The sequence below is a fragment of the Thermobifida halotolerans genome, assembly GCF_003574835.2.
Lineage (GTDB): Bacteria > Actinomycetota > Actinomycetes > Streptosporangiales > Streptosporangiaceae > Thermobifida > Thermobifida halotolerans.
Window position 1 is genome coordinate 4,835,761 of record NZ_CP063196.1, and the last position, 23,212, is coordinate 4,858,972.

Genomic DNA, 23,212 nt, shown 5'->3' on the forward strand with positions numbered 1-23,212 from the left:
CACACCGTTGATCGTGGGAGATCACCGGTACCGGAGGAGTTCGGACACGGTCACGAACTCGTAGCCGTCGGCCCGCAGCGACTCGACGACGGGAGCGATCGCGGCACGGCTCGCCTCCCGGCTGTCGTACATCACGTGCAGCAGGACGATCGACCCGGGCCGCACCTGCCGCACCGTCTGGGCCACGATCGTGTCGGCGTCGGCGGTCGCGTCGGAGTCCGGTTCGACGTCCCAGGTCACCGTGGTCCTGCCGTGCTCGGCCAGGTACCGCGGGAGCACGTAGAGCTTCTTGCCGTTGGGGGGACGGAAGGTGATCTCCCCCGAGTAGCCGGTCGCGCGGATCGCCTCGTCGGTGCGCTCGATCTCCGAGGCGACGAAGTCGGGGGAGTGGAACACCATCCGCCGGTGCGAGTAGGAGTGGTTGCCCAGCTCGTGCCCGGCCCCGGCGATGAGCCGACCCGCACCGGGGTTCTCCTCCAGTTCCCGACCGGTCAGGTAGAAGGTGGCCGTGACGTCGAGTTCCGCCAGCGTGGCCAGAACCTCCTCGGTGTACTCGGTGGGACCGTCGTCGAAGGTCAGCGCCACGACGCGCGCGTCGGTCGCCACCCGGTGCACGAGGGTCCCGCCGAGCTGGAAGGTGCGCGAGTTCACCAGGGTGTTCAGGCCCCACAGGACGAGAGAGAGGCAGAGCAGGACCGAGGCACCGACCAGGACGCGGCGGCGCCGGGCCGAACGTGGGGACATGTCACTCCCGACCGGAACGAAGGGGGCGGCGGGAGCCTACCACCGTCCGTTCCCACCGGGGCGCGCGGCGAGATCAGATCTCGCCGCCCGCCAGCACGTCGTCGGCGTCCACGATCCGGTAGGCGTAGCCCTGTTCGGCGAGGAAGCGCTGCCGGTGGGCCGCGTAGTCCTGGTCGAGGGTGTCGCGCGCCACCACCGCGTAGAACCGGGCGGCCCGGCGGTCGCCCTTGGGACGCAGCACCCGGCCCAGGCGCTGCGCCTCCTCCTGGCGGGAGCCGAAGGACCCCGAGACCTGGATGGCCACGGACGCCTCGGGCAGGTCGACGGAGAAGTTGGCGACCTTGGACACCACCAGGGTGTGCAGCCCACCCGACCGGAACGCGTCGAACAGCCGCTCCCGCTCCCTCACCGGGGTCTCCCCCTTGATGACGGGCGTGTCCAGTTCCGCGCCGATCTCGTCCAACTGGTCGATGTAGGAGCCGATCACCAGCGTCCGCTCGCCCTCGTGCCGCTGCACCAGTTCCCGCACGACCGAGGTCTTGACGGGGGTGGAGGCGCAGAACCGGTAGCGGTCCTCCGGTTCGGCGGTGGCGTAGGCCAGCCGCTCGGACTCGGTGAGCGTGACCCGTACCTCCACGCAGTCGGCCGGGGCGATCCACCCCTGGTTCTCCATCTCCTTCCAGGGCGCGTCGTAGCGTTTGGGACCGATCAGCGAGAACACGTCGCCCTCGCGGCCGTCCTCGCGCACCAGCGTCGCCGTCAGTCCCAGACGGCGGCGCGCCTGGAGGTCCGCGGTCATGCGGAAGATCGGCGCGGGCAGCAGGTGCACCTCGTCGTAGACGATCAGCCCCCAGTCGCGCGCCTCGAACAGTTCCAGGTGGGTGTGGACGCCCTTCCGGCGCGACGCCATGACCTGGTAGGTGGCGATGGTGACCGGGCGGATCTCCTTGCGGGCGCCCGAGTACTCGCCGATCTCGTCCTCGGTGAGCGAGGTGCGGCGCAGCAGTTCGGAGCGCCACTGGTGCACCGAGACGGTGTTGGTGACCAGGATCAGCGTGGTGGCCCCGGTGCGGGCCATCGCCGCCGCGCCCACGACGGTCTTGCCCGCCCCGCACGGCAGCACGACCACGCCCGAGCCGCCCGCGTCGAAGCTGTCGACCGCCGCGCGCTGGTAGTCGCGCAACCGCCAGCCGTTCTCCTCCAGGTCGATCCGGTGCGCCTCGCCGTCGACGTACCCGGCCAGGTCCTCGGCGGGCCAGCCGAGTTTGAGCAGGGCCTGTTTGAGGTTGCCGCGTTCGCTGGGGTGCACCGCGACGGTGTCGGACTCGATGCGCGCACCCAGCATCGGCCTGATCCGGCGGGAGCGCACCACCTCCTCCAGCACCGCCCGGTCCAGCGCCTGGAGCACCAGGCCGTGCGTCGGGTGGGAGAGCAGTTGCAGCCGCCCGTAGCGGCCCATCGTCTCGGCGACGTCCACCAGCAGTGAGTGCGGCACGGGGTAGCGCGAGTAGGTGAGGAACGCGTCTACGACCTGTTCGGCGTCGTGCCCGGCGGCCCGCGCGTTCCACAGCGCCAGCGGCGTCACCCGGTAGGTGTGCACGTGCTCGGGGGCGCGCTCCAGTTCCGCGAACGGCGAGATGGCCCTGCGGCACTCGTCGGCCAGTTCGTGGTCGACCTCCAGCAGCAGGGTCCTGTCGGACTGGACGATGAGCGGACCGGACACACGTACCTCACAGCGGGTCCCGGAGACGATGATGCGCGAACACCTCACCGGGACCGCCCCGACGCGGGGGGATGGACGACGACGGTGAGGGGGTGTTGTCTTCGGAGTCTATGTTCGGTCCGGAGGGCGCGGACCACGGTTCTTGGGGAGAACCGGGGGATTCCGGGGCCGTGCCCCTCACCGGACTCTGATGACGGGGTTCGCGTGGGGGCTGTGCGGCTGGAGTGCGGGTGGGTCGGCGTCGGGGCGCCTCCCCCCGCTGCCACCCCGGGGCCGTGTGGCCTCGGCCCCGGGGGTGGTTTTCGGGTGGCCCTGACTCCAGGGGGCCGAGGCCGGGTGCCCTGGAAACTTCCTCTTCTAAACCGTGTCGAGTGCCACGAACAGCACGAGCAGCAGCACCAGGAAGCCGATGTGGATGAAGTTGCTCAGCCACGCCCAGCGGGTGTACCTGTCGAACTCCTCCGGGTCCTGGTCCTTGCTGAGTGCGACGGCGGCCAGCGCGATGCCGATGACGTCGGTGACTCCCACGCAGGTCAGGGTGAGGATGATCGCGATGATCAGCGCGAGGACCGCGTTGCCCTTGGCCAGCGGAGGGCCGGAGAGCGGCGGCTGGCCGGGGTGGGCGGGCGGTGGAAGGTCGGGTGGGGGGAAGGAGTGCCAGGGAACACCGGAAGCACCGTGGGCGCCACCGCCCGGGCTCGGGGGCTGGGGCCCGGTGCGGTCGCCCCACGAGTCGCCCGAGCCGGGCCACTGGCTGTTCATGAGTTCCGCCCTCTCTTCAATCCACGTCATCCACATGGCGGAGCGTCGGCCGCGACGTCGGTCAGTAGTTCAGGTCCGGCGAGACCACTCCCTCCACCCAGGAGCCGGCCTGGGTGAGGAGCACGCCGAAGGAGATGACCATGACCAGGAGCATCACCGCGCCGGCGCCGAGGCAGTACCAGGAATACCTGGTCAGAGTTTCGGCCTGAGTGTAGAGCCCCTGGTCGCGTTTGTGTGCGGCGCGCACCGCGAAGACGATGCCGATGACCCCGAACAACCAGTTGGCGCAGCACAGGAAGGTGAGCGCGTGCAGGATGAGCGCCATCGTGGAGCTGCTCGACCCCGACGGACGGGGCCCTGTCCCGTCACCGGGGCGGTCCTCGTCCCGCTCGCCCGCGACCCGGCGGACCCGTGGCGGCGGCTCGTCGCGGGGGTCGGAGGCTCCGGGGGGCAGCGACGGGTTGCTCATGGGGGAGAAACCTCGATTCCGTACACCGGACATGGCTTCCCCAATCTCATCAGAATCCACGGCGTGATGCCGAGTGGGCAGCCACCACGATCGTGTCGGGGTCAGGCCCCCGTCTCCGGGGCGAGGGCGGCGACCCCGGTGATGCGGTGGACGGCGAACCGGCGCACCGCCGCCCGGGTCGCGTCGTAGGCGGTGAGATAGCCGCCGTCCACCCGGGAGGGTTCCACGATGCTGCCGCTGGCGACACCGTCGGAGTCCAGGTAGCCGATCCACACCCGCTCGCCGCGTTCGGCGGCGGAGGAGAGCGCCGCCAGTGTCGCCGCGGCCGGGGAGCGCGGCGGTGGGGCGTCGGGAACGCCGACGGACCGCCGCAGCGCGGACGCGGCCTCGTCGCCCGCGCGGATCGCGCGCACCGTCGCCGCCCGCAGCCGGGGTTCGAGCGGCCGGGGTTCGGTCAGGTGCGCGTCCTTCGGCGGCTCGGCCGCACGGCGGATCCGCGGCCGACTCAACTGCACCGACCCGTCGGTGGCCTCGGGAACCGGGTGGTAGCCCAGTTCGGCGAGCCGGTCCAGCAGGACCGGCCGACTCGCGCGGGATGCCACGACGGTCGGGGCGAGCGGGAACAGCATCAGGTCGGCGGCGCGGCGGTCGCTCAGCAGTTGGCCCAGCACGGCCGGATCGTCGCAGCGCAGGTAGCTGGAGGCGGTGCCCACGCGCAGCCGTCCGTGCCTGCGGGCCACGTCGGCCACCAGGTAGCGCAGGGGCTGCGGCAGCGGCGTGGCGGAGTGCCGCTCCAGCAGCGCGAGCACCTCGTCGGCGCCGCGGCCCGCGTCCAGGGCGCGGCGGATCGATGCCTCGCTGAACCGGTAGACGGTGGCACCTCCGGTCGACTCCACGTCGGCGAGCAGTGCCAACTCCCTGGCCAGCGAGGCGACCAGGGGGCCGGGGGCCACCGCGGTCAGGTCGCCCTGCACCAGGATGTGGTCGAGCGGTTCGGGGAGTTCGGCCGCGAGCGGGGCGAGCGAGGCGTCCGAGCCGTCGACGCCGTGCTCGGCCAGCAGGGCGCGCGCGTAGGGGGCGAGCGCGTCGCGGCCGGTCACCCCCAGGACCGCCGCGTCGTCCAGGGTGTGGCGCACCAGTTCCGCGACGACCGGTCCGTGGCGGCGCGGTCGCAACCAGGCCAGCCGTTCGACCACCGACCCGGGGGACGGCGCGTGGCCCTCGGGAGGCTCGGCGAGCACCTCCAGCACGTCGCGGCGCACCTCGGGGGCCAGACGGTGCTCCAGGCCCTCGCCGAGGACGTTGCGGCTCCTGCCGCGCGCGTCCCTCTCGGCGCAGCGGCCCGCCACCCGCGGGGAGCGCAGCCACGCGTCGGCCAGTCGCAGCCAGCGGCGGGCGGGCCTGTCGGCCTGCCAGGCGTCGTAGTCCGCGGTGGGCAGCCACTCGGCGTCCTCGTCGCCGCCGCAGCCGAGCAGTCCGGCCGCGTACGCGGTCTCCACCAGCACCGCCGCGCTCCGCTCGTCGGTGTCCAGCAGTCGGGCGGCGTCGCGGAGGTCGCGCACGCCCAGTCCGCCGTTGCGCAGCACCCCCGGCGGCTCGTCGGCCCACGCCTCCAGCAGTTCCCCGACCGCGCGGACCGCGGTGAACGCCTGGCCCGCGGCCGCGCGGACCACCAGCGTGGCGTCGCGTGTGGCGGTGGAGAGGGCGGGAGCGGCCGACTCGACCTTCGCGAACACCCGTCCGCCGCGCAGGTGCAGGGCCACCTCGCGGGGCAGCGTGATCGTGGTGTCGTCGGTGGCGACGACCAGTCCCAGCGCCAGCAGTCGGTCGATGGGGGAGGCGGCCGTGGCCAGTGACACGGCGCGTCGGGCGTTGGAGACGCTGCCGTGCGGCGGTCCCCACATCAGCCGGTCCAGTACGGCGCGGGCCTCCTCCCCCACCTCGGCGAGGAGTTCGTCCAGCCGTCCCGGGCGGACGACTTCGGCGGTGATCCGCGCCGCCGGTTCGCCTTCGGTGTACCCCGTGGACAGGCCGAGGTCGGCGGCCAGTCGGTTGAGCCGGTCCAGGGGGTAGCCGGTGAGCAGTGCGGCCAGCGGGGGGCCCAGTCCGGCGGGCCGGTCCAGGATGTCGCGGAGTACCGCGACCGGCCGCAGCGTCTCGCCGTCCGTCCAGACCAGGGCGGCGGTGCGCAGCCGCTCCAACGCGGTGTCCAGGGCCGGGCCCGGCCGGCCCAGGGCCGTGGCCAGCGCGGTCCGGTCTGTGCCCACGGGGGGACCCGACCCCAGCGGGTCGCCCAGGGCCAGCAGGGCTTCCAGCACCTGCAGGCCGAACCGGTCCAGGCGGTCCAGGGCGCGCAGCACCGAGGGGCGGGCGGCGGCACGCGAGGCCAGCGCCACGAACCCGGTCGGCACGGGGGAGGCCAGATCGGGGCGTGCGTCCAGCAGCCCGTCCAGTTCGGCGTCCGACAGGCTCCGCAGCCAGGAGGTGTAGGTGGGGGCGCGCCCCGAATCCCGGCGCGTCACAGGCTCGGTGTCGTCGCTCATCGTGGTTTCACGCTATGCCATCACCGCGCGGAGGCGCGCCGGACGGGTATTCCGACGCCGCACTCGGTCAACCCAGGGCAAACGATCCGGAATATCCCCGTCCGCCCGCGGTTCGCGGTCGCGGGGCGCCGACGTGGCGGATGATGATGGTCATGCGTCCCAACTCTGGCGCGCGGTGGCTCCGGTAGGTCCATCCCGGGAAGCGCCGCCGCCGGTGGACGACGGTGCGACGGCCGTCGGTGGAGCCCGTCACCGCAGTGGTCGTCGGCCGTGGCGGCACCCCGGAACCGCCGGGTCCCGTCCCACAACTCCGCAACCAGCGGTACGCGGGGGCCGCGTGCGAGAGGCCCGGAACACAACGGTTTTCCGGGCCTCTCGGCAGATCTGCACGGCATGACCGAAAGACAAGTCCCCTAATCGGTTACCAACCGAATTAGCTTGCTTTTGTTTGTTTCGGGGCAGTTATCCAGTGGCTGTCCCGGACGGGCACGGTTAGCCTGAAAGACCCGTCCGATGTTGGACGGGCGAGAGGGCGGCCGTACCGCACGGTCCTGGCGAGGGGCGGTACGAGCGCGGTCCTCCCGGTGTTTCGACGGCGAAAGCGAAGAGGTCACACGTGCCCACTGGCAAGGTCAAGTGGTACGACGCGGGCAAGGGTTTCGGTTTCCTCACCAAAGACGACGGCGGCGAGGTCTTCCTGCATGCCTCGGCGCTTCCGCCCGGCACGACCACGCTCCGTCCCGGGCAGCGGGTCGAGTTCGGGATCGTGGAAGGGCGCAAGGGCGCTCAGGCGCTCCAGGTCAGACTGCTCGAGGCGCCCCGGTCGGTGGCCAAGGCGCTGCGCAAGAAGCCGGACGAGATGGTTGTCATCATCGAAGACCTGATCAAGCTGCTTGACGGTGTGTCCAACACCTACCGCAGGAACAAGCATCCCGACCGCCGCGAGGCGGCCAAGATCGCTCAGGTCCTGCGCGTGGTCGCCGACGACCTGGAACTCTGAACACCTCCTCGCAGCAGCACGCCCTGTGGCACACGCCACAGGGCGTATCTGTGCTTCTCGAAGGCCGATAAGCGGGTAACGGTCGGCTATCGATCGCCGTCATGGTCAAGCCGGTGCTGGTAATCAGCGAAAATGGAGTTGTGAGACGTACCCGTCGATCCCCCGTACCAGACAAGGCGTGCATCGAGGCTCAGGACCTCGCCCGCGCGGCGGCCGCCGAGATCGGACGTCCCGAGTGGGTGGGCGAGCACCTCGGAACCCAGGTTGAGGGTGACCGCCTGGTCACCCATCTCTTCAGGTGCCTCGACCCGGCCTACCCCGGTTGGCACTACGCGGTCACGGTCGTGCGCGCGGCCCGGGCCAAGTACGTCACCGTCAACGAGTCGGTGCTGCTGCCCGGGTCGGACGCGCTCACCGCGCCCGAGTGGCTGCCCTGGAAGGAGCGGCTGCGTCCGGGAGATCTCGGCGTGGGCGACCTGCTGCCCAGTTCCGCCGACGACGAGCGGCTGATGCCGGGCTATGCCCAGATCGCCTCCGAGGAGATCACCGAGGACGGCGAGGACAAGCAGATGCTGTGGGAGTTGGGGCTGGGCCGGCCCCGCGTGCTCTCGGAGGTGGGACGCGAGGCCGCGGCCGAACGCTGGTACTCCGGCGAGTCCGGCCCCGACAGCCCGATCGCCACCGCGGCCCCGGCCAAGTGCGCCACCTGCGGGTTCATGGTTCCGCTGGCGGGTGAGCTGCGGCAGATGTTCGGGGTCTGCGCCAACGAGTACGCGCCCGACGACGGCCGGGTGGTCTCCCTCGACCACGGCTGCGGGGCGCACTCGGAGGCGGCGCTGCCCGAGAACGAGGCCGAACCGCTCACCCCGGTGGTCGACGAGATGGGCTATGACACCATCGTCTTCGACGACACCAGCGAACTGGAACTGGTCTCCTCGGACCAGTCGGCACAGCAGTGACACGGCGGGCCTGACCGGAAACGGTCGGGCCCCTGCTACCGCTGAACCGGTTTGGTTATGCTGCGATCCCATGCCCTCCAGTGAGATCCGGGAACTCGTCGACCCGAGCCGACCGCACCACACGGATGCCGGGCCGCGCCCGGTCCGACTCCACCTGACCCGCCCGGACCGTCCGGGCCCCGCGCCGCTGGTGCTGCTGTCGCACGGCACCGGAAGCGCCGCCGACCAGATGGCCTGGCTGGCCGAGCCCCTGGCGGAGGCGGGTTTCCTGGTCGCCGCGGTGGACCACCACGGCAACAACTACCGCGACGGATACACCGCGATGGGGTTCGCCTGCTGGTGGGACCGTCCTTTGGACCTGGCCTTCGCGCTGGACCGCATCACCGCGGACGAACAGGTCGGCGCGGTGGGCGTGGCGGGATTCTCGCTGGGCGGCTACACCGCCGCCGCCCTCGTGGGGGCGCGCCTGTCGAAGGAGGTGGTCGAGGGGCTGCTGAGCGGCGCACTCCGCATCCCGCCCCCTCCCGAGTACCCGACCCTGGTCGAGGAGATCGCGGCGCTGCCCGCCGAGACCGTCGCCTCCTGGGTGGATCTGGCGTCCGCCGACCACACCGACGAGCGGGTGCGCTGTGCCTTCCTGGTCGCCCCGGCGGTCGGGGAACTCCTCGACACCGACTCCCTCACCCGGATCCGCCGCCCGGTCGCGGTGCGCTGGGGTGACGCCGACGTCCTCGCGCCTCCCGACCGGAACGCCCGCAGGTACCTCGACCTGGTCCCCGGCGCGGAGGGGCGCTCCGTCGGCGCGCACGTCGGCCACTACGAGTTCCTGTGCCGCTCCACGGAGGACAAGCCGTTCCACGCGGCGGTCCGGGCGGGCGGGCCGGTGCGCGCCGAGGTCGCGGCCGAGGCAGTGGAGTTCTTCCGGCAGCACCTGGGATGATGGGCGGTCAGCGTCCGGACTGATCCCGGAGGGTCCGGGCCGCGTCCGGAAAGGTTCCACGGCGATCCGAGACCGCGAGGAGTGACCCAGTGCGCAGCGAACTGTTCCACCAGGCCCAGGAGAACGACCTGCCGGGAATGGCCCTGCAGAACCCCAGGATGCTGCGGGTCGCCTGCGACGGGGAGTTCTACGCGCGCCAGGGGTCGATGGTGGCCTACCAGGGGAACGTCGACTTCGCCTACAAGGGCGCGGGCAGCGTCGGCCGGTTCTTCAAGAAGGCGTTCACCGGCGAGGGCCTGCCGCTCATGCGGGTCTCCGGGCAGGGCGACGTCTTCCTCGCCCGGGACGCCTGGGAGGTCCACCTCCTGGACCTCGAGGACGAGTCGATCACCGTCAGCGGCGAGAACGTGCTCGCCTTCGAGGCCGGGCTGGAATGGGACATCCACCGGCTCAGGGGGGTGGGAATGGTCGCGGGAGGACTGTTCAACACGGTCTTCACCGGCCGGGGACGGATTGCCGTCGCCTGCCACGGCACCCCGGTCCTGCTCAACGTCGACCAGCCGACCTTCGTCGACACCAAGGCGGCGGTCGCCTGGTCCACCTCGCTGCGCACCAGCCTGCGCAGCACGGTCAAGGCGGGCGCGCTGATCGGCCGCGGCAGCGGCGAGGCGTTCCAACTCGCCCTGGAAGGCCAGGGGTTCGTCCTGGTCCAGGCCTCCGAGGGGCCGGTGCGGGCGGCCGTGCAGCAGGGGTGAGCGGACGTCACTCCAGGTCGACTTCGGCGCGCAGCACCGGAAGGGTCTGCGGGTCGCGCAGCAGGGCGGCGATGAGGTGGCGGCGCGACCACTGGCCGGTGGCCCAGCACAGGGCGCGGGCCAGACCGTCGGTGGTCGAGGCGTGCAGGTGGCCGCCCACGGAACGCCACTCCACCTCGACGCCGTCCACCCGCAGCTCCGCGTGGTGCAGGTAGGTCAGCGGCGCGCCGCCGAGGAACACCCGCACCTCGTCGGGGACCGGCCGGACCTCCCCGGAGGAGGTGATCCGGCCCTCGACCGTCTCGGAGGCCAGGTCCAGGTCGAGCACGTCGGCCAGGTCGGCGGCGCGGTCGACCGGTCCCAGCACCACCGGCTGGCCGGTGAACAGCGGGAGCAGGTCGGGCGCGTCCATCACCACGGTGTCCTCGGCGTCGGCGACCACCACCGAGCCGTCCTGCACCGCCCGCACCCGCTCCGGCGGGGACACCCCGTCGGCGGGCACCTCGGCCAGCGCCGCCCACAGTCGGCGCAGCGACGCGCGGGACACCGACCGCCCGGAGTCGCCCAGCCGGTCCAGCAGGTCGTCGGGGCCGTCCGGGGCGGCGAGCAGTTCGGTCAGGTCGGTGCGGACCCCCAACGCGCGGGCGAACTCCCGGTCCAGTTCCGTGGGAATCTCGTCGTAGAGACCGGTCAGCGCCGGATCGGCGTCCGCGGCGCGCAGCTCCACGGGGACGTGGTCGCCCAGCAGAGCACCCGTGCGCAGCCACCACGCCGTGTACGAGGGCACGTCCACCGCGCGGCCGTCTCCGGTGAGCACCCGGGTCGGCTCGATCACGGCCGCGCGGGGGCCGGGGGCCGCCAGCAGTTCCAACGCCTGCGGCCAGCGGTCCTCGCGGACGAACTCCAGGTCGCGGACTCCCACCAGTTCGGGGACGACCGGAGGCAGTTCGGGGCGGCCCAGCAGCGCCGAGATCTCGGCGGCCCACTCCGCCACGCCGTCCAGCGGAACCTCGTCGAGGCTCTCCTCCAGTGCCGCGCCCAGGGTCACGTCGTGGGCGCGGTGCACGATGAACAGCCGGACCACGCCCACCGACTCCAGGACCTCGGCGTCGTAGGACTCCGCCAGGTCGTCGGCGAGCACCCCGAAGGGCGCGTCGTCGGTGAGGATGTCCAGCAGCGGGCTGTCGGGATGCAGCAGTTCGGCGGCGGGCGAGTAGTCGCCGTCGGCGTCGCGCAGCGCCAGTTCGGCCAGCCACGGCTCGTCCTCGATCGTCGTGGCCGACGCGGCGACCAGTTCCAGCACGGCCTGGGCGATCGCGTCGGGATCGTCGGAGTCCAGCGAGTGCTGCACCGCCGCCCTGGTCATCGGGTCGGTCAGGACCGCGCGTTCGTTCGCCTCGATCGCGCCGAGCCGGACCAGCAGCGGGTCGACCGCCTCGGGATGCGCGATCCGCAGTCCCAGCGGCACCAGCGCCTCCGCGTCCAGCGTCCCCGCCGTGAACGACGGTCCGGTGGGCAGCAGCAGCCCGCGCGGCCCGCGCACCAGCCGTCCGTCCCACAGCGGCACCGGGAGCGCCCCCAGTTCGCCGAGGTCCGCGCCGTGCCGCCCGGCCTCGCGCAGCGCCGCGTACAGCCGCGCCCACCAGGCGGGCTCCCGGTCCAGGTCGCCGAGCAGGTCGGCGAGATCGGCGAGGCCGATCCGGCGCAGCCGCAGCGCGCGCAGTCCGGGGTGGCGCAGGTTCCAGTCGCCGGGCAGCGCGTTGGGCACCAGGTCGCCCAGAACGTCCAGCAGGTCGCCGCCGCCTTCGACGACCACCGCGTCGCGGGGGCGGATGGGCGCGTCCGCGACGGTCCTCAAGAAGGGCGTGTCCGGCAGCAGCCGGGTCACGCGGGCCCGGAAACGGGCGTCGAACTCGCCGCCGCCGAGGCGTTCCAACGGGATCAGGTCCCAGGTGGCGGGAGCGTCCAGGTGGCACAGCAGTTCGGTGTAGGCGGCGGCCGCGGCATCGGTGAGGGTGTCGGCGGCGGTCCCGGGAGCGATGCGTCGGCGGTCCGGGGTCATCGGGAACGTTCCGATCAGCAGCGCCGGGACGTGCAGTTCCTCGTCGCTGGGAGTGGGCGCGTGCACCACGTGCGGCACGTCCGCGGGCAGCTCGGCCGCCCCTCCGGCCGAATCGAGCGCCACCGCCCAGGTCAGCGACCAGTCCCGGCGGTCGCGTTCCTCGGTGGGGCGGTCGGCCAGCTCCTCGGGCGTGAACCGGCCCGAACGGGTCAGGGTGTGCCAGTGGGTGACGTGCTCGCCCCCGGCGTCCACGCTGCGGACGGCCACCCGGCCGTCCGCGCCGGGCGAGGAGTGGAGTGAGCGGACCTGGCCGTCGGCGTCGATCTCCACCTCCGCCAGCCACGGCAGGGCCAGCAGCAGCGCCTGACCGGCCTCGGCGAGTTGCAGCGCCAGCCGCGCGCCCGCGTCGGCGTCGCGCAGCAGCAGCGTCACCGCGCTGTCGTAGCCCTCGGGCGGTCGGGCGTCGTCGGCGAACGGCAGCCGCAGCAGCGGCACCCGCCCGCCGCGCCGCACGAGTTCCTCGGCGAGTTCGGGACGGGCCCGCCCCGCGTCCACCAGTTCGCCGCGCACCGCGGCGGCGGCGAGCTCCCGGCTCCACCGGACCGCGCCGCCACGGGAGGCGATGACCACGTCGTCGCTGATCGACGCCACCGAGGTGAACCCGACCCCGAAGCGGCCCACGGCCGCGGCGTCGCGTTTGGCCGAGGCGCGCAGGGTGGATAGCGACTCCACCCCCTCGGGGGTGAGCGGGGCGCCGGTGTTGGCGGCGGTGAACTCCCGGCCGCGCAGGACCAGGCGCAGCCGCCCCCGGACCCCGGCGCGCTGGGCGGCGTCCGCCGCGTTCTGCGCCAACTCCACGACCACCCGGTCCCGGTAGCCGCCGAGCGCGTAGTCCTCCTCGGCGTTGGCGTCCTCGCGGAAGCGCGCGGGGGAGTCGGCCCAGCCGTCCAGGACCCTCCTGCGCAGTTCGGTCACGCCGAACGGGTCGGCCATCGTGTGTGTCAAGGCGGACCTCCCAGAGCCGGTGCGGCACCACCGTATGCGACGGTTCCGACGGATGGACCCCTACCGTGTCCCCGCTCGGTGAAAACCCCGAGGGCCCGGGGAAGCGGTGCGGGCCTCCGGGAGGGCCTGACTGAGGTTCGACGGCCGCCTCGGCGACGGACACCGGCTGTGCGGAGAAGACGGGTCGGCCGATCGGCCCAGGGTATTCCAGCCCTGTCCTCGGACGGGCCGGTGCGGAATGCCTCGCCTTCCCCCGGTTTCTCCGCGAAGACCCCCGCGCCCACCGCAGAACCCAGTACTCAAACCTCAGTGAGCTGCGGCGCTGTCCCAGAAGGCGCTCAGCGGGCCACGCGGAAGAAGCCCTCCGCGATCAGGTCGCGCAGCACGGCGGGGGTCCGTTCCCGCAGCACCGCCGACTCCTGGCCGGTCAGTTCCGCGATCGCGTCCAGCAGCGGCCCGACCGGGATCGTGCCGTCGCACACGCTCGCCAGCGCGGCCTCGACCGTGCCCACCTGGGCCGCGCGGCGCAGGCCCTCGGTCTGGCGGAGCAGAATCCGTTCCGGGTCGGGGGCGCCCGGGACGCTGATCCGCTCCTCGCGGACCCCCGGAGCGGGCGCCACCCGCGCCGACAGCAGGGCCGCGTCGGTGAGGCGGTGCGCGGTCATCGCCCCGTTCACCACCTCCGGCAGGTACGGTCCCACCGGCTGGTCGATCTCGTGGCGCAACTCCTCCACGCGCACCGTGGCGTCCTGGGCCGCGTCGTTGCGCAGGCAGATCCACCCGAAGCCGATGCCCTTGATGCCCCCGCGCTCGAAGTAGTCGAGCCAGGCGTCGTAGCGGGCCGTGTACTCGGCGCTGCCCTGCTCGCAGGAGTCGCGCAGCCACAGCTCCACGTACTCGGCCGGGTCCTGCACGTCGCGCTGGACCACCCAGCCCGAGCAGCCCGTCCCCGCGACCCAGCCGCCGACACGGTCGCGCCAGTCCTCGCCGTCGACGTGCATCCAGTTGGCGAGCAGTTGGCACCAGCCGCCTTCGGTCAGGTGCGCGGGGGCGTCCGCGACGATCTCGGCGCACACGGAGTCGCCGGGAAGGTCCGACTCCCGGTAGGTGTAGCGGGCCGAACCGGGGGTGATCACGAACGGCGGGTTGGAGACGATCAGGTCGAACCGCTCCTCTCCGACCGGTTCGTACAGCGACCCCTCACGTGTCTCGATGTTGTCCATGCCGGACAGTGCGCAGCTCACCCGCGTCATCCACAGGGCGCGCGGGTTGACGTCGGTGGCGTACACCCGGTTCGCCCGCTCGGCCAGGTGCAGCGACTGCACGCCGCAGCCCGAGCCCAGATCGAGCGCGCGTTCCATCGGGCCGTCGACGATGAGCCGGGCCAGGGTGGTCGACGCGCCGCCCGCCCCCACCACGTGGTCGGGGCGGGGGCGGCCCCGACCGGGGCGCACGGTCGGGTCGGAGACGACGTAGCCGGGGCGGCCGTCGGACAGCTCCCACGGTTTCAGATGCACCAGGGCGCGCACCCGGCCGTCGCGCACCGTCAGCAGGCGGGCCTCGGCGAGTTCGGCGAGGGGCAGGGCGCGCAGTGCGGTCTCCGGCACCGGCTCGCCCAGCCACCACAGGCGCAGCAGCACTCCGAGGCGCTCCTCGCCGCCGGTCGCGCGCAGCGCGGGGATCAACTGTTCCCGTGCCAGCGCCCGCGCCGCGGTGTCCCCGAGCCGGTCGCGGACACCGGAGACGGTGTAGTCGGCGTCGAGCAGGGTGCCGCGGAGCCGGTCGGCGAGGTGCGGTGGCAGAGGGCGGAGCGTTTCGGACACCTGCTCATTATCGGGGACATTCCCGCTGCGGGGGAGCCCGTCCGGTCAGTGGCGGGGCTGCTCCGAGACCTCCCCGCGGGCTTCCTTCCGGGGCTCCTGCCGGTCCGGCCCCGGAAGAGCGGTGGAACCGGCGGGGAGTCCGGCGGAGTGCCGGTCGCGACGGCGCTCCTCGGCTTCGGCGCGTCTGCGCAGCAGGCGGGGGATGTAGAAGAAACCGAACACGCCCAGAGCGATTCCGGTCACGCAGACCCAGATCCACCAGCGGTCGTCCGCGGGAAGCCGGTCGCCCCGGACGAGGAGCACGATCAGGGCGACGGTCCACGCCGCGGTCCCCACCGCCGCGGGAACGCGGTAGTCGGACTCGTGGACCTCGGGATCGGGCTTCCGGGGTTTGCGCACGCTTCCAGGCTAGACGATCGGCGAAGGGGGCGTCGCTGGCCGTGCGGCCTCTCGACCGTGGGCCGCTGACATGTGAAGACTCGGAACTTATCCGATGTTTCACCGTGACCGGGGCCTGTCAGATTAGAGCGAGTGAGCGAAACCTCTGACACCGCCTCCCAGACGGTGCCTTCACCCAAGCGCACCGGTCTTCTCGCAACCCTCGACCGCTACTTCCACGTCAGCGAACGTGGCTCGGACTTCTCCCGTGAGATCCGCGGCGGGATGGCCACGTTCTTCGCGATGGTCTACATCGTCGTCCTCAATCCCCTGATCATCGGCAACGCTCCGGACGTCAACGGCGACACCCTGGGCATTCCGCAGGTTGCCGCGGTGACCGCGCTGGTCGCCGCGGTCACGTCCATGCTGATGGGCGTCATCAGCCGCTACCCCTTCGCGATCGCCGCGGGCATGGGCCTCAACGCGATCGTCGCCTACGTCCTGGCGCCCGTGATGACCTGGGCCGACGTGATGGGCCTCATCGTCATCGAGGGCGTCATCATGCTGGTGCTCGTGCTCACCGGCTTCCGCAACGCGGTCTTCAACGCCGTCCCCGTGGGGATCAAGAGCGCGATCGCGGTCGGGGTGGGCCTGTTCCTCGCCCTGATCGGCTTCGTCAACGCCGGTTTTGTGCGCTCCGGCGCCGGCACCCCGGTCCAACTGGGGGTGGGATCGGGCTATCTGGACGGCTGGCCGATCCTGGTGTTCATCGTCGGACTGGTGATCACCATCGCCCTGCTGGTGCTCCGGGTCAAGGGCGCAATGCTTCTGGGCATCGTCTTCGCCACGATTCTGGGCATCGTGATCGAGGTGTTCGCCAATGTCGGGCCCCGGGACGAGAACAACCCGCTGGGCTGGTCGCTGACCGTTCCCCAGGTGCCCACCTCGGCCGGTGACCTGGTGTCGCTGCCGGACCTCAGCCTGGTCGGCCAGTTCGACCTGCTCGGCAGTTGGCAGAACGTGAGCATCGCCACGGTCCTGATGCTGCTGCTCACCGTCCTGCTCGCGGACTTCTTCGACACCATGGGCACCATGGTCGGGGTGGCCAACCAGGCGGGGCTCACCGACGAGGAGGGCAACGTGCCCAACTCGCAGGGGGTGCTCGTGGCCGACGCTCTCGGCACCGTCGCGGGCGGTCTCGGCTCGGCCTCGGTGGCCACGACGTACGCCGAGTCCGCGGCCGGTGTCGGCGAGGGCGCCCGCACGGGCGTCGCGCCGATCGTCACGGGTCTGCTGTTCCTGGGGACCCTGTTCATCACGCCGCTGACCAGCCTGGTGCCCTTCGAGGCGGCCACCCCGGTGCTGATCGTCGTCGGTTTCATGATGATGACCCAGGTGGTCCGGGTGGACTTCACCGACCTGGGGATCGGCATCCCGGCCTTCCTGGCCGTCGTGGTCATGCCCTACACCTACTCGATCGCCAACGGTATCGGCGTTGCGTTCATCGCCTACACGATCATCCGCCTGGTGCAGGGCCGCTGGCGCGACGTGCACCCGCTGATGCTGCTCGTCTCCGTGATCTTCCTGATCCACTTCGCCGAGGCCCCGATCCAGGACCTCATCGGCTGACCCCGGTGTCATGCCGACGTCCGGCGTTCCGCCTCTCCGGAGAGGCGGAACGCCGGACGCGTGTCCGCACCCCCCGCGGCAGCGGGTCGGGTTTCTCACAGAGCCTCGTGGAAACGACTCCCCACGAGATATCGTTAGCAAGAGTAATGAGCCATGCTAATGAACCATCCCGACACTTCCCCGCAGACCGGAACCGACGCCGGTCTGGCCGCGGTGCTGCGCATGGCCGTGGGGCGACTGGCCCGGCGGCTGCGCGCGCAGCGGCCCGACTCCTCCCTGTCCCTTGGACAGGGGTCGGTGCTGTTCACCCTGGCCCGACACGGACAACCGATGACGCCCGGCGCGCTCGCCGACCACGAGAAGGTGCAGCCGCCGTCGATGACCCGGATCGTCGCCGCGCTGGAGGCGCGCGGGCTGGTCCGCAGGATGCGGCACCCCGAGGACGGCCGCCAGCAACTGGTGGAGATCACCGAGGAGGGCACCCGCCTGGTGAACTCCGACCACCAGCGCCGGGAGGCGTGGCTGACCCAGCGCCTCACGGAGCTGAGTCCGGAGGAGAAGGACGTCCTGCGCAGGGCGGCGGAGATCATGGACCGGTTGAGTCAGTCGTGACCGGGGATGAGGGGACGTGTGACGACGCGGAGGAGGGACACGCCACGACCACCAGCACACCCGCTTCGGACACCCGTACGGAACAGGACACCCACACCGGCGGCGCGGAGGAGACCGGACGCCGCCACAGCATGTTCCGGTCGCTGCGCATCCGCAACTACCGCCTCTTCGCGGTCGGCCAGGTCATCTCCAACAGCGGCACCTGGATGCAGCGCATCGCCCAGGAATGGCTGGTCCTGCAACTCAGCGGCGGCAGCGGCGTGGCGCTCGGCATCGCCACCGCCCTGCAGTTTCTGCCCATGCTCGTTCTCGGCCTGTGGGGCGGCGCGCTCGCCGACCGGTTCCCCAAGCGTCGCCTGCTCCTCGCCACCCAGATCCTGATGGGCCTGCTCGCCCTCGGCCTCGGCGTGCTCGCCACGCTCGGCACCGCCGAGGTGTGGCACGTCTACGTGTTCGCACTGGGACTCGGCCTGGTCACCGTGGTGGACAACCCGGTCCGCCAGAGTTTTGTGATCGAAATGGTGGGACGGCAGGACCTGCCCAACGCGGTCGCGTTGAACAGCGCCGGCTTCCAACTCGGCCGGGTCGTCGGTCCCGCCGTCGCGGGACTGCTCATCGGCCTCGTCGGCAGCGGTCCGGTCTTCCTGATCAACGCGGCCTCCTTCGTCGCCGTCATCACGGGCCTGCTCATGATGCGGCCCGAGGAACTCCACACCGGTGATCCCGCGTCCCGGTCCAAGGGCCAGGTCCGCGAGGGGCTGCGCTACATCGCCGGCCGCCGCGACCTGACGCTGCTGCTCGCCATGATCGCCTTCGTGCAGTTGTTCGGCTCCAACGTCCAGACCCAGCTCGCGCTCATGGTCAACAACGTCTTCCGGACGGGCGCGGAGGCGTTCGGCCTGGCCGCGACCTTCCTCGCGGTGGGCGCGCTCAGCGGGGCGCTCCTCGCGGCCCGGCGCGAGGCCCCCCGGCTGCGCACCGTGGTCCTGGGCGCGTTCCTGTTCGGGGTGCTCCAGATCGTCGCCGGGTTCATGCCCGGCTACGTGCCCTTCCTCCTGGCGCTGGTGCCGATGGGCATCTGCTTCATGACCTTCACCACCTCGATGAACGCCTATTTCCAGCTCAACGTGGAGCCCGGGATGCGCGGCCGGGTCATGGCCATGTACATGCTGGTGTTCCTCGGGGTCTCGCCCATCGGCGCACCCATCGTGGGCGTGCTCGCCGACGTCTTCGGCCCCGCGGTCAGCATGGTCGTCGGCGGTGCGGTGAGTGCCCTGGTCGCCGCCGCGGTCACCGCCATCCTGGGACGTAGGCTCGGGGTCGGGGTGCGCCTCACCGCGCACCGACCCTTCGTCGAGGTGACCCGGAGGAGCGCCGCCGAGTCACCGCGGTCCGACCAGGAGGCATGATGCGCCTGTTCACCGCTGTCGTCCCGCCCGCCGCCGCACTCGACGAGCTGAGCGCGGCGGTGGAGTCCGCGCGCCCCACGGCACGCAGCCTGCGCTGGACTCCCCGCGAGCAGTGGCACGTGACCCTGCTGTTCCTCGGGGAGGTGCCCGACGAGCAGGTCGACACGGTGGCCGGGGCGCTGTCGCGCGTGGTCGCCCGCCACCCGGCGATGACCCTCAGCCTGACCGGCGGCGGCACCTTCCCCACGAAGCCGGTCCGCTCCCACGTGCTGTGGGCGGGACTGGGCGGCGACACCGAGGAGCTGACCGCGCTGGCGACCGACCTGCGCGACGCCGCCGCCGAACTCGGCGTCCCGGTGGAGAAGCGCCGCTTCACCCCGCACGTGACCGTGGCCCGCGCCCGGATCACCACGAACCTCACCGCCCCGCGCGCCCGCCTGGACGCGCTGGCCACCGACCCCTGGGAGGCGGGTGAGGTGCACCTGGTGCGCAGCCGACTGGGCGGCACCCCCCGGTACCAGACCATCGCCACCTGGGAACTAGCCTGAAGGGCACCGGCCCGGCCGGTCCGAGGACCAGAGTTCGCAGAAAGCAGCCGCCCCATGAGCATGCTCACCAACAATCGGAAGCAGCGCTGGCTCCTGCCCACGGTGCTCGCGGTGATCGTGCTGATCGTGGTTGTCGGGTCGCTGCTGCAGTCCTGACAGCGGCGCGGGGTCCTCGCGGGTGCGCGGGGCGTCCTCGCCCCCGTCCCTCCGTGGGGGCGCGTGCGGATCCGGCGCTCCGGCGCCTCGACCGCACGCGGCCGATCCGGGGTTTCTCGTCCCTGGGGGGTTCCGTGGAACGCCCTGCTCCCTCCGGGGGGTTGTGGGAGGTGTCTTCCGCGCGGAACCGGGTGGCAGGATGGGCCCCATGACAAGAGGCGTCCGCGTGTGGCTGGCAGCCGTGCTCCTGGGGGCTCCCGTGGTCACCGGGGCCGCCGCCCCCGAGCAGATCGACCCGGCGTCGCCCGACGTCTCGGCGGGTGAACAGGTCCCCGCGGGAACCGGGGTCGCCTTCACCCTCAGCGACCCGCGGATCGCCGAATCCAGCGGGCTCGCCGCCTCCCACCGCCACGAGGACGTGTACTGGACGCACAACGACAGCGGCCCCGACTACGGCCCCGTCCTGTACGCCGTGGACAGCGACGGCGACACCGTCGCCACCGTCCGACTCGTCGGGGACGGCGTGGCGATCCGCGACTGGGAGGCCGTCGCGATCGGCGCCGACGACGAGGGGGAGCCCGCGATCTTCGTCGCCGACATCGGCGACAACTTCCAGGGCGGCTGGCCCGAGGTGCGCGTCTACCGGATTCCCGAACCGCGCGACCTCGTCGACCAGACCGTCACCGCCACCACGTTCACCCTCACCTACGAGGACGGCGGCCGGGACGCCGAGGGGCTGCTCGTCGACCCGCGCGACAACCGGCTCTACGTCGTCTCCAAGGAGGTCGCGGGCAGCCTGTACGCGGCCCCCGAACAACCGGACCCCGACGGCGCCAACACCCTCACCCGTGTCGGCACGGCCCCGCTGTTCGCCACCGACGCCGCGTTCTCCCCCGACGGCTCCCGCTACGCCATCCGCACCTACTGGAACGTGACCGTCTACGACGCCTCCGGCGGGGTGCCCGGGCGGCGCATCGCCACCCTGACGCTTCCCGAGAGCGACCAGGGCGAGTCGCTGACCTTCACCCGAGACGGCAACGCGCTGCTGGTCGGCAGCGAAGGCGTGCACAGCCCGGTGTGGCGGATGCCGCTGCCCGAGGCGATGCCGGTACCGGTCTCCTCCACCGAGCCCGAGAGCACCCCCACCGTCGCGCAGCAGGCCGCCGAACCCCGCACAGGCGGCGCGGGCAGCCTCATTCTCCTCGGTGCGGGCGTGGCGGGCGTGGTCATCCTCGCCATCGTCTGGCTGGCGCGCAGGGGCTAGCCGCTACCGGTCCGCGCCGGGCGGGAACTCGGCGGAACGGGAGAGCGCCGACCCGGCGACCAGGTCGGCGCTTGGGAACGGGCCGTTTCCCGGAGGTCAGCCCTGTTCCAGGAACACCTCCCGGGCCAGGAACGCGTGCCGGGAGTGGTCGGTGAACACCCCGTCGACGCCCGCCGCGAAGAACGCCTCGTACTCGGCGGCGAAGGACCCGTAGGCGGTCGGGTCGTCGCCGGAGCGCAGCGCCGGAGGCAGGAAGTGGTTCTCGCTGCGGAAGGTGTACGGATGCACCAGCAGGCCCGCCTCGTGGGCGTCGGCGACCAGGGAGGTGGGATCGCCCAGCGTCCCCTCGTCGGTGACCGGTACGACGAGGGACTTGACCGGGCCGATCGCGTCGGCGAAGGACGCGACCTCGGCCAGGCCCCCGGGGGTGGTGTAGGGCAGCCACGGTTCCCGCGCGCCCATGAGGAACACCAGCGGCACCTCCAGTTCCCGCAGCTTGCGCAGGCTGTCGGCCTCGAAGGACTGGAGGAACACCGGAACGCGCGGCTCGGGACCGCTCAGGCCGCGCTCGCGCAGCAGTCGGACCAGCGGCGGCTCCAACTCCAGGCCGACCGACTCGTGGTAGGCGGGGTGCTTGGTCTCCGGGTAGATCCCGATCGGCCGACCCAGTTCCGCGGTCAGCTCCACGGCCAGGTCGATGATCTCCTCCAGGGTCGGGATCCCGTACTCGCCGTCGTGCTCGGCGCTGTACGGGCGCACCTCGGGCAGCCGCTCCACCGCGCGCAGCGTCCTGATCTCCGCGAGCGTGAAGTCCTGGGCGAAGAACCCGGTGACCTCCTCGCCGTCGATGGTCAGGGTGCGGCGGCGGTCGGCGAACTCGGGGCGGGACGCCACGTCGGTGGAGTGCCCGATCTCCGGTTCGTGCCGGGCGATGAGGTGTCCGTCCTTGGTGGCGACCAGGTCCACCTCGATGAAGTCGCCGCCGTAGCGCGCTCCCAGCGCGTAGGAGGCCAGCGTGTGCTCGGGGCGGTGCCCCGACGCGCCCCGGTGCGAGATGATCTTGATGTGCGGAAGCCGCTTGTTCCTGCGCATGACCGAGACCGTTCCTGAATCCGTGCTGCGGAAACGCCGACCGGCCCGGACATCTTCCGGACCGGCTGACAGGGACTGCGGTGTGGTGGGTCGGCTCAGCCGAGTTCGCCGACCACGTGGTCGACGCACTCGGTCAGCGCGCGCACGTCGTCCGGCTCGATCGCCGGGAACATGCCGATGCGCAACTGGTTGCGGCCGAGCTTGCGGTAGGGCTCGGTGTCGACGATGCCGTTGGCCCGCAGCACCGCGGCGACCCTGGCGGCGTCGACCTCGTCGCTGAAGTCGACGGTGCCCACGACCTGGGAGCGGTGCTCGGGGTCGGTGACGAACGGGGTGGCGTACTCGGACTTCTCCGCCCAGCCGTAGAGGACGCCCGAGGACTCCGCGGTGCGGCGCACCGCCCAGTCCAGGCCGCCCTGGCCGTTGATCCACTCGATCTGCTCGGCGAACAGCAGCAGCGTGGCGACGGCCGGGGTGTTGTAGGTCTGGTCCTTGCGGGAGTTGTCGACCGCGGTGGTCAGGGAGAAGAACTCCGGGACGTAGCGGTCGGCCGCCGCGATCTCCGCCATGCGCTCCAGCGCCCGGGGCGACATGATCGCGATCCACAGTCCGCCGTCGGCCGCGAAGCACTTCTGCGGCGCGAAGTAGTAGACGTCCGTCTCGCTGATGTCCACGGGCAGGCCGCCGGCGCCGCTGGTGGCGTCGACCAGCACCAGCGCGTCGTCGTCGGCGCCCGCCACCCGCCTGATCGGCGCGGCCACGCCGGTGGAGGTCTCGTTGTGGGTGAGCGCGTAGACGTCCACCCCGGCCTCGGCCCGCGGCGGGGCGTAGGTGCCCGGCTCGGCGGTGATGACGGTGGGCTCGGCGAGCCACGGAGCGCCCTTGGTGACCTTGGCGAACTTGGAGGAGAACTCGCCGAACGACAGGTGCTGGGCCTTGTTCCGCACCAGGGTGTGCGCGGCGATGTCCCAGAACGCGGTGGTGCCGCCGTTGCCCAGGACCACCTCGTAGCCGTCGGGCAGGGAGAACAGGTCGGCGAGTCCGGAGCGCACCCGGCCGACGAGCGACTTCACCGGCTTCTGGCGGTGCGAGGTGCCGAGGTAGGCGGCACCCGAGGAGGCCAGGGCGTTGAGCTGTTCGGGACGGACCTTGGACGGGCCGCAGCCGAAGCGGCCGTCACCGGGCAGGATGTTCTCTGGAATGTGGATCTCGGTCACCCGGCCAGCCTACTCGGCCGGACCGTCTCCGCGCAGGCGAGGGGCCGAACCGGGAGGGACCCCTCGGCGGCGGTGACCGTCCGGACGTTTTGCGAGAAAACGTAGAGTTGCAATTCCGTCAC

General features: G+C 72.0%; 19 protein-coding genes. 9 read left to right on the forward strand and 10 right to left on the reverse strand.

Annotation, left to right across the window (positions count from 1 at the left end):
• Window positions 1–21 precede the first annotated feature (21 nt).
• The 5 genes from NI17_RS21660 to NI17_RS21680 all read right to left on the reverse strand — a co-directional run bounded on the left by NI17_RS21660 (window position 22) and on the right by NI17_RS21680 (window position 6,241).
• Complete coding sequence (locus tag NI17_RS21660; RefSeq protein ID WP_068690080.1) at window positions 22–744, reverse strand: polysaccharide deacetylase family protein; 723 nt, start codon at window positions 742–744, stop codon at window positions 22–24.
• Between the two features lie 73 nt (window positions 745–817).
• Window positions 818–2,467, reverse strand: coding sequence for a DNA repair helicase XPB (locus tag NI17_RS21665; protein WP_068690082.1), 1,650 nt, complete (start codon window positions 2,465–2,467; stop codon window positions 818–820).
• A gap of 357 nt (window positions 2,468–2,824) precedes the next feature.
• Window positions 2,825–3,229 carry a hypothetical protein gene (locus NI17_RS21670; RefSeq protein ID WP_068690084.1) on the reverse strand — a complete coding sequence of 135 codons (405 nt, stop codon included), beginning with the start codon at window positions 3,227–3,229 and terminating at the stop codon, window positions 2,825–2,827.
• A gap of 61 nt (window positions 3,230–3,290) precedes the next feature.
• The gene (locus tag NI17_RS21675) at window positions 3,291–3,698 is read right to left on the reverse strand and encodes a hypothetical protein (protein WP_068690086.1); all 408 of its coding nucleotides are present in this window, start codon (window positions 3,696–3,698) and stop codon (window positions 3,291–3,293) included.
• Between the two features lie 101 nt (window positions 3,699–3,799).
• Window positions 3,800–6,241: a helicase-associated domain-containing protein gene (locus NI17_RS21680; protein ID WP_068690087.1), complete on the reverse strand. Its 2,442-nt coding sequence runs from the start codon at window positions 6,239–6,241 to the stop codon at window positions 3,800–3,802.
• A gap of 616 nt (window positions 6,242–6,857) precedes the next feature.
• On the opposite strand from NI17_RS21680, the gene NI17_RS21685 reads away from it, so the two are divergent.
• The 4 genes from NI17_RS21685 to NI17_RS21700 all read left to right on the forward strand — a co-directional run bounded on the left by NI17_RS21685 (window position 6,858) and on the right by NI17_RS21700 (window position 9,895).
• A complete protein-coding gene (locus NI17_RS21685) occupies window positions 6,858–7,241 on the forward strand; it encodes a cold-shock protein (protein WP_068690088.1) in 384 nt (127 codons plus the stop codon).
• A 140-nt stretch (window positions 7,242–7,381) separates the two neighbouring features.
• Window positions 7,382–8,200, forward strand: a complete 819-nt coding sequence (locus tag NI17_RS21690; protein ID WP_234401810.1) for a DUF3027 domain-containing protein — start codon at window positions 7,382–7,384, stop codon at window positions 8,198–8,200.
• A 70-nt stretch (window positions 8,201–8,270) separates the two neighbouring features.
• Window positions 8,271–9,140: an alpha/beta hydrolase family protein gene (locus NI17_RS21695; RefSeq protein WP_068690089.1), complete on the forward strand. Its 870-nt coding sequence runs from the start codon at window positions 8,271–8,273 to the stop codon at window positions 9,138–9,140.
• Between the two features lie 89 nt (window positions 9,141–9,229).
• Entirely contained in the window at window positions 9,230–9,895 is a 666-nt protein-coding gene (locus NI17_RS21700) for an AIM24 family protein (RefSeq protein WP_068690090.1), read from the forward strand.
• 7 nt (window positions 9,896–9,902) lie between these two features.
• Here the strand turns inward: NI17_RS21700 and NI17_RS21705 are convergent, their stop codons facing one another.
• The 3 genes from NI17_RS21705 to NI17_RS21715 form a co-directional block, all read right to left on the reverse strand.
• A complete protein-coding gene (locus tag NI17_RS21705; protein WP_369974988.1) occupies window positions 9,903–12,962 on the reverse strand; it encodes a sacsin N-terminal ATP-binding-like domain-containing protein in 3,060 nt (1,019 codons plus the stop codon).
• Between the two features lie 338 nt (window positions 12,963–13,300).
• The gene (locus NI17_RS21710) at window positions 13,301–14,785 is read right to left on the reverse strand and encodes a DUF7059 domain-containing protein (RefSeq protein WP_068690094.1); all 1,485 of its coding nucleotides are present in this window, start codon (window positions 14,783–14,785) and stop codon (window positions 13,301–13,303) included.
• A gap of 45 nt (window positions 14,786–14,830) precedes the next feature.
• Window positions 14,831–15,184, reverse strand: coding sequence for a DUF2530 domain-containing protein (locus NI17_RS21715; protein ID WP_068690095.1), 354 nt, complete (start codon window positions 15,182–15,184; stop codon window positions 14,831–14,833).
• A gap of 132 nt (window positions 15,185–15,316) precedes the next feature.
• Here NI17_RS21715 and NI17_RS21720 point away from each other — a divergent pair, with 132 nt between their 5' ends.
• From NI17_RS21720 to NI17_RS21740, 5 genes are all read left to right on the forward strand, one after another.
• A complete protein-coding gene (locus tag NI17_RS21720) occupies window positions 15,317–16,792 on the forward strand; it encodes an NCS2 family permease (RefSeq protein ID WP_084012518.1) in 1,476 nt (491 codons plus the stop codon).
• Between the two features lie 159 nt (window positions 16,793–16,951).
• Window positions 16,952–17,404 (forward strand): MarR family winged helix-turn-helix transcriptional regulator, encoded by a 453-nt coding sequence (locus NI17_RS21725; RefSeq protein ID WP_068690097.1) that lies wholly within the window; start codon window positions 16,952–16,954, stop codon window positions 17,402–17,404.
• Between the two features lie 131 nt (window positions 17,405–17,535).
• A complete protein-coding gene (locus NI17_RS21730) occupies window positions 17,536–18,813 on the forward strand; it encodes an MFS transporter (protein WP_068690388.1) in 1,278 nt (425 codons plus the stop codon).
• Entirely contained in the window at window positions 18,810–19,361 is a 552-nt protein-coding gene (gene thpR / locus NI17_RS21735; protein ID WP_234401814.1) for an RNA 2',3'-cyclic phosphodiesterase, read from the forward strand. Before NI17_RS21730 ends, thpR begins: the two co-directional genes overlap by 4 nt.
• Window positions 19,362–19,725: 364 nt before the next feature.
• The gene (locus tag NI17_RS21740) at window positions 19,726–20,781 is read left to right on the forward strand and encodes a hypothetical protein (protein WP_068690101.1); all 1,056 of its coding nucleotides are present in this window, start codon (window positions 19,726–19,728) and stop codon (window positions 20,779–20,781) included.
• A 96-nt stretch (window positions 20,782–20,877) separates the two neighbouring features.
• On the opposite strand, the gene NI17_RS21745 is transcribed toward NI17_RS21740, so the two are convergent.
• Complete coding sequence (locus tag NI17_RS21745; RefSeq protein ID WP_068690103.1) at window positions 20,878–21,873, reverse strand: glycerophosphodiester phosphodiesterase family protein; 996 nt, start codon at window positions 21,871–21,873, stop codon at window positions 20,878–20,880.
• Between the two features lie 95 nt (window positions 21,874–21,968).
• The gene (gene serC, locus NI17_RS21750; RefSeq protein WP_068690105.1) at window positions 21,969–23,090 is read right to left on the reverse strand and encodes a phosphoserine transaminase; all 1,122 of its coding nucleotides are present in this window, start codon (window positions 23,088–23,090) and stop codon (window positions 21,969–21,971) included.
• Window positions 23,091–23,212: the final 122 nt, after the last annotated feature.

Coding starts and splice junctions, on each gene's coding strand:
- NI17_RS21680 (WP_068690087.1), bottom strand. CDS start 6,241: ATGAGCGACGACACCGAGCCTGTGACGCGCCGGGATTCGGGGCGCGCC.
- NI17_RS21675 (WP_068690086.1), bottom strand. CDS start 3,698: ATGAGCAACCCGTCGCTGCCCCCCGGAGCCTCCGACCCCCGCGACGAG.
- NI17_RS21730 (WP_068690388.1), top strand. CDS start 17,536: ATGTTCCGGTCGCTGCGCATCCGCAACTACCGCCTCTTCGCGGTCGGC.
- NI17_RS21660 (WP_068690080.1), bottom strand. CDS start 744: ATGTCCCCACGTTCGGCCCGGCGCCGCCGCGTCCTGGTCGGTGCCTCG.
- NI17_RS21740 (WP_068690101.1), top strand. CDS start 19,726: ATGACAAGAGGCGTCCGCGTGTGGCTGGCAGCCGTGCTCCTGGGGGCT.
- thpR (WP_234401814.1), top strand. CDS start 18,810: ATGATGCGCCTGTTCACCGCTGTCGTCCCGCCCGCCGCCGCACTCGAC.
- NI17_RS21695 (WP_068690089.1), top strand. CDS start 8,271: ATGCCCTCCAGTGAGATCCGGGAACTCGTCGACCCGAGCCGACCGCAC.
- NI17_RS21745 (WP_068690103.1), bottom strand. CDS start 21,873: ATGCGCAGGAACAAGCGGCTTCCGCACATCAAGATCATCTCGCACCGG.
- NI17_RS21725 (WP_068690097.1), top strand. CDS start 16,952: ATGAACCATCCCGACACTTCCCCGCAGACCGGAACCGACGCCGGTCTG.
- NI17_RS21670 (WP_068690084.1), bottom strand. CDS start 3,229: ATGAACAGCCAGTGGCCCGGCTCGGGCGACTCGTGGGGCGACCGCACC.